The organism is Microvirga alba (genome assembly GCF_015694465.1).
GTDB lineage: Bacteria > Pseudomonadota > Alphaproteobacteria > Rhizobiales > Beijerinckiaceae > Microvirga > Microvirga alba.
In genome coordinates, this window is sequence record NZ_JADQDO010000013.1 from 64618 (window position 1) to 70617 (window position 6000).

General features: G+C 59.8%; 5 protein-coding genes. 2 read left to right on the forward strand and 3 right to left on the reverse strand.

Annotated elements, in window-relative coordinates; genetic code table 11:
* Window positions 1–50: 50 nt before the first annotated feature.
* Window positions 51–605 carry an HdeD family acid-resistance protein gene (locus tag I2H38_RS18960; protein WP_196273441.1) on the reverse strand — a complete coding sequence of 185 codons (555 nt, stop codon included), beginning with the start codon at window positions 603–605 and terminating at the stop codon, window positions 51–53.
* Between the two features lie 205 nt (window positions 606–810).
* Complete coding sequence (locus tag I2H38_RS20730; RefSeq protein ID WP_210324872.1) at window positions 811–1314, reverse strand: helix-turn-helix domain-containing protein; 504 nt, start codon at window positions 1312–1314, stop codon at window positions 811–813.
* A gap of 99 nt (window positions 1315–1413) precedes the next feature.
* On the opposite strand from I2H38_RS20730, the gene I2H38_RS20735 reads away from it, so the two are divergent.
* The gene (locus tag I2H38_RS20735) at window positions 1414–1722 is read left to right on the forward strand and encodes a hypothetical protein (protein WP_210324873.1); all 309 of its coding nucleotides are present in this window, start codon (window positions 1414–1416) and stop codon (window positions 1720–1722) included.
* Between the two features lie 494 nt (window positions 1723–2216).
* Window positions 2217–3605, forward strand: a complete 1389-nt coding sequence (locus tag I2H38_RS18970; RefSeq protein ID WP_407664112.1) for a M20/M25/M40 family metallo-hydrolase — start codon at window positions 2217–2219, stop codon at window positions 3603–3605.
* Between the two features lie 4 nt (window positions 3606–3609).
* Here the strand turns inward: I2H38_RS18970 and I2H38_RS18975 are convergent, their stop codons facing one another.
* Window positions 3610–5424 carry an SLC13 family permease gene (locus I2H38_RS18975; RefSeq protein ID WP_229426809.1) on the reverse strand — a complete coding sequence of 605 codons (1815 nt, stop codon included), beginning with the start codon at window positions 5422–5424 and terminating at the stop codon, window positions 3610–3612.
* Window positions 5425–6000: the final 576 nt, after the last annotated feature.

Genomic DNA, 6000 nt, shown 5'->3' on the forward strand with positions numbered 1-6000 from the left:
CGCCACCACCTTCGGACGAAGCCACTCGACGGGTCGGCAACCTGGCCCATTCATGACGGCGGCTCCGATCTGGCTTTCAGCCGCCCCACAGCCAAAATCATGTATGCGATCCCTGCCAGAATGAGGGCGACGCCCGCCATCGCGCCCGGAGCCGACACGTTTGGAAAGGGGAAGCGAAGAACCAGCATCGCGCTGATTGCGATGCAGGCGAGGCCTGCGAGGCCGAGCCAGCCCCAACCGCGCTGCGGGCGGATCTTGAACGCGAGCCCGAGTTGCGCCAGGCCTTGCGCCACGAGAACGATAGCCACCAGCAGCGTAATCGCGGCAGCGCCCTTTATCGGATTGAGCCAGATCAGGAGGCCACCGACGACCTCTGCGGCGCCGCACAGCAATTGCCAGACGAAACCGGCCCACTCTTTGACCTGGAATGTTTGAACGATCGTGACTGCACCAGCTATCGCCAACACCGCTCCAAGGACCGTGCTGGTCGCGACTGTCGACTTGGAGGGGAGCCAAACCGCCGCCCCACCACAAATCATCAGCACGATGCCGAGCAGGAGAAAGCCCACCCAACGGGTATCAAGCCCCAACTGATCATCGTGCATGGGCGATCGCACCTGCTGGTTACAGATGGCACCGGAACCGGCCTGCCGATTGAGCCACGAGCCGGGTGGCGAGCGAGCCAATTCACGGTCGCGACATGTCTCCCGAAAAAACTACCAGCAGGCCAAGCTCTCGGGATGAGTTCAAAATCTCAACGCTATGCAGGGTATCCCAATATTGCGGCACAAAAACGTGATCCCGGCTAGCCTATCCCTTCCTCGGATTGCTTCCGCGCGCCCCGCGAGGGAGAGATCGCCCCTGCGGGGCGCCGGCCTCGGTCGAAACTTGCGTCTCGAAAATGCGGTTCGCTTCTGCCATTTCTCTCGCTTCGCTCGGGCTGTAGCCATAGGTCAGCTTGAAGGCTCTGCTGAACGCCGAGTGGTCGCTGAACCCGACTTCGGTTGCGAGTGCGCAGATGGGCGTTTTGTGCTTCGCCTGTGTCAGGAGCCGGTTCGCTTCGCCAAGGCGCTCACGCCGGATGAAGCGCGCCACGCCGCCATCGCGCTCGAAAAGGCGATAGAGTTTTGAACGGGATACAGCCAAGAGCCGCCCTAATGTCTCGGGCCCGAAATCGGGAGAGGCCATATGCTGCCTGACGATGCGGCGGGCGCGTTCCCGAAGGCCGGCAACAATAGCGTTCGAAGCCCCCTCCATGTGTTCGGACCCGGGCGCGAGGCAAGCCTTCGCCAGAGCGCAGATTGTCGCTCTCAATCCGGGCAAATCCTCCCGCGGAACAGAGGGGAGTTCCCTGACAAGAGAGGCCAAAAAGTCCGTGAGAAGAGCGCCCTGCCACGACTTGAGAACGGTGCCGTGCGTATCGTCAAGATACTGCGCCTCTTTCCTGATCGCGTCTCTCGGCAAGGACAGGGACAAAACTTGATAGTCTATGGCGCGGCCTTCGAACGACTTCGTAAGCGACCTGAAGCTAATCTGATCGCAGGCATTCTTCGCGCCATGCGCCAGAACCAGACACCAATGATCGAGATCCGACGCCAGAAGATGCCGCCACTGCTCCTCGACGGTTGGCGGCAAAAAGGTTCGTTCGAGTTTGATGTCGTCGAGATCCCAAGAAAAGCAATCTGTTTCGAAAGGCTCTTTTGTACTTCCTGCGAAATCTAACTCGACAACCTGCAACATGAATTCGCGCCACGCGTCGAAATGCTCAGGATTCGGTAGCTGACGGGGGGAGGAAGCAAGTGGAGCGAAAATTTTATCGCTCGCCGAAAGAGAGTCGACTCGTGACATGAGTTCAATCTGACCTCCGTGTCTGCATGGCGCCCCGTCTATATTTAACTTCTCCTTTGCCCCCCCGACTTGGAACCGGACATGAGAATGATCGCCCGGACAATTGGCTAAATAGCCTCGGACCGATCGCTTTCAATTGTCGCAAGCGCCCACCATCACTAGTTGCCACCATCTCTTAGGTGAGAAAAACTTAGACAGGCAGGGATGCGAATGCCGACTAGCAGCCAGAAAAATGGGACTCCAGGTTAAGGTTGAGATTCTGGATCATTGCGAGCGCAACCAGTGAGCGGGTAATTTTGAGCGCGCGCGACATTCAACATATCCCTTCGCGCGGCGCTACAATATTTCTTCAACGGCCTAGGGAGACGATGATGTCGGAATTGGAGTCTGTGCTCGCCCACATCGACTCGCATGTCGAGGACGCGCTGGAGCGCCTGTTCGAGGTCCTGCGCATCAAGTCCATCTCCACCGACCCGGCCTTCGCCGATCAGTGCCGCGCCTGCGCAGAATGGCACGCCAAGGATCTCGCAAGCATCGGCTTCAAGGCGAGCGCGCGTGACACGCCGGGTCATCCGATTGTCGTCGGACATGATCGGAGTGGAAACGGCCATTCGGTACTCTTCTACGGGCATTATGATGTTCAACCCGTGGATCCGCTCGAACTGTGGGATCATGATCCGTTCGCACCGTTCCTCGAGACTCGGGCGGATGGCAGTCGCGCAATCCGGGCGCGCGGCGCGTCAGACGACAAGGGACAGGTCATGACCTTTATCGAAGCTTGCCGTGCGTGGAAGGCCGTGACCGGAAAACTGCCGATCCCGGTATCCATTCTCCTTGAGGGAGAAGAGGAATCCGGCGGCGTAAATCTGCCGCCCTTCCTGAAGGCCAACGCGGGAGAATTGCGCGCAGATGTCGGCCTTATCTGCGACACCAGCATGTGGGATCCGAAAACACCGGCAATCACAACCATGCTCCGCGGTCTTTGTGGTGAGGAGATCGTTGTCACCGGCCCCGACCGCGACCTTCATTCCGGGTTCTACGGCTCTGCTGCCGTCAACCCCAATCACGTGCTCGCCCGCATCCTCGCTGATCTGCGCGACGCGGATGGACGCGTCACCATCCCCGGTTTTTATGACGGCGTGCCGGAGCTTCCTGAAGTGCTGCGCGAGCAATGGGAGAAATTACACTTCGACCCAAAGGCCTTTCTCGGCGCCGTCGGCCTGTCAGTGCCGGCGGGCGAACGCGGCCGCACGGCGCTCGAAATGATCTGGTCCCGTCCGACATGCGAGGTCAACGGCATGGGAGGCGGCTACCAGGGCGCGGGCTTCAAGACGGTTATTCCTTCGCGGGCTTCGGCTAAGGTATCGTTTCGGCTTGTCTTCGACCAGGATCCTCATGCCATTCGCGCAGCGTTTCGCGATTTTGTGCGTGCGCGCGTCCCGGCGGACTGCAAGGTCGAGTTCTTTGAGCATGGAGCCGGCCGCGCCATCCGCTTCCCGATCGACGCCCCAGCGTTCGAGAGAACGCGCCAAGCGCTGACGGTCGAATGGGGGCGCGAAGCCGCGTATATCGGAGGCGGCGGCTCGATTCCCGTGACGCATGAGCTGAAATCAGCGCTCGGCATGGACGTGATCCTTGCGGGATTTGCCCTCGACGACGACCGCATCCACAGCCCGAATGAGAAGTATGACCTCGTGAGCTTTCACCGTGGCATGAGGTCTTGGGCCCGCATTCTCCATTCGCTCGCTTCGTCCTGACCGGCTAGAAGCGCCAGATCAAGGGAACGTAGAACGTCGCGACGACGAAAAACCAAAGTAACAATGGAAGGCCGAGCTTCCAATAGTCCCCGAACTTGTAGCCCCCCGGCCCCATCACCATCAGGTTTGTGGGAGTCGCAACGGGCGTCAGGAACGAGGCTGCGGCCGCGACTGCGACACTCATCAGCACCGGACGTGGAGACACGCCCATCCCGTTTGCCGCCGCCACGCCGATCGGGATGACGATCAGAGCGGTGGCCGTGTTGCTGATCAATTGCCCCATAACGGCGGTCAGCACGAAAAGCCCGGCGAGGAGCGCAAATGGCCCCGCATCACCCACCAAGGACACTAGGGTTTTGGCGAGCAGAGCGGCCGCGCCGGTTTCGTACATCGCCGTCGAAAGCGGCATCATCGCCCCGACCAGAATGACGGTTGTCCAGCTAATCGCACGATAGGATTGTTCCACCGTCAGGATGCCGGTCAGAATGATGGCGCCGGCGGCCAGAAGCCCGGCTATCGCTGGCGGCACCACCCCCGTCGCCAACAGAATGACCATGACCATCAAAATGACGATCGCCTGTTTCGCCCCGGCGCCCATCGGCACTGCCTGTCGGCGGACGAGCTCAGGCGAGTTGACGACCAGGACATTGGGATCTTCGAGATGGACGTCCAGGGCCTTCCAAGTGCCTTGCAGCAGAAGGGTGTCCCCCGCTTCGAGCACGATCTTCTCATGACCGAGATCTGCCCCTTGGCGCTGGACCGCCATAATGATCAGGTCCCCGCTTTGCGTGATCATGCCTGGAAACACGGTCGCGCCGACCATCCCTGATCGGGGTGGGATGATCACTTCGGCAAGACCCGAGCTCCGGTTGAACAACACGTCCTGAAGGTCGGAGGCGGCATGCTGTTCCCTGAAAGCCAGATGGTTTTGGGCCGCGAAGGCGGCTGCCATTTCAGGTTCGCCGCGCAGGATAAAATAGTCTCCTTCGGCAACCGTCGGACGCCGCAAAGGACCGCCCTCCTCTCCCTGTTGAATGGCGACGAGCTGCAACCCGGGAAACGCGCCTATGTCGACAGATCCCGGCGCGACGCCGATATAGGGCGAGGTGGTACGCACCCGCATCTGAAAGGTGCCGCTGCTGAGACCGTATTGTTCAATGAGAGTCTGCGCATGCTTGCTGAAGTCGGAGGGGATCGTCGGGCCGCTGCGCTCGGGAAGCAGCCTTTGGCCGAAAAGGATGATGATCGCTATTGTCCCGAGTAGCAGAGGGATACCGACGATGGTGAACTCGAAAAAGCCGAAACGATTGAGCCCCGCCTCCGCCGCAGCGTTGGAAACAAGAACGTTTACCGGCGTGCCGGTCAGTGCCAGCATCGACCCAGCATGGGCCGAAAAGACGAGCGGCATCAGCAGTTGCGAAGGCGCCCGTTTAAGCCGCACCGCCATCACGATCACGACCGGCAGCAGGGCGGCCACGGCGCCGTTCACACTGATCAAGGCTGTGAGAAACGCGACCAGGAGCGACGTCAGGACGAGAAGGCGGGTCCGGCTTTCCGTCCCAGCCTTCGCGATAAGGAGTTGCCCCGCCCAAGCGGTCACACCAGTCGATTCGAGAGCCGCGCTAACGATGAATAGAGTCGCGATGAAGATAACGGCAGGATCGCCCAGACCGCTCAGGGCGGCATTTAGAGAGAGGATACCTGTGGCATACAGCGCAAGGGCCGTCGACATCGCCACGACCACGACAGGTATTCGGTTCCACACGAAAAGTACGACCGCAGCGGCAATGATGAGGCCCGTTATGGCGATACTGCTCAAGGCGACCGCTCCTCTCTCCGAAGGGATCTGGCCCATCATCCGGCCGTTGCGCGCGATCGCAATCGGATCAGAAAACTGCGCACCGGGTTGCCCCTTTTTCGGTCGTGCGACCAGCATCGCAGCAACCCTCACCGTAAGCTGGGCTACATTTTCCCGGAATGGCCGAGAGTTTCGGATTGTGCCGTATGTCTCAAATTTGCTCCGTCGAACCGCCAGGAAGCGAAAGCTTCAGTCCGGTTTTGATTATCGGGAAGATCCGCGGCGCGCGGATCCACGACGCTTTGCTACACAACCACCCTGGGAGAAAATTTTGTCAATATTGTCATTAATTTGCAGCAACTTGCTGAAACGAGGAACCCCGAGACCGCAATTTTCTGTCGCCTAACTGTCGTCCACGCGTCTTTACCCCTGCGACATCGAGATCACCGAGCAAGCCTTCCGAACACTTCGGATTGCGACCCTATCGGGTTTCATAAAGACGATTTCGCGAAACCACGCATGTCGGCGCAAAGTTAAAATGTCCCACGGTGGCAAACTAGGAATGTCACACTCCCCTGGACGGACGTGCGTTGGGGG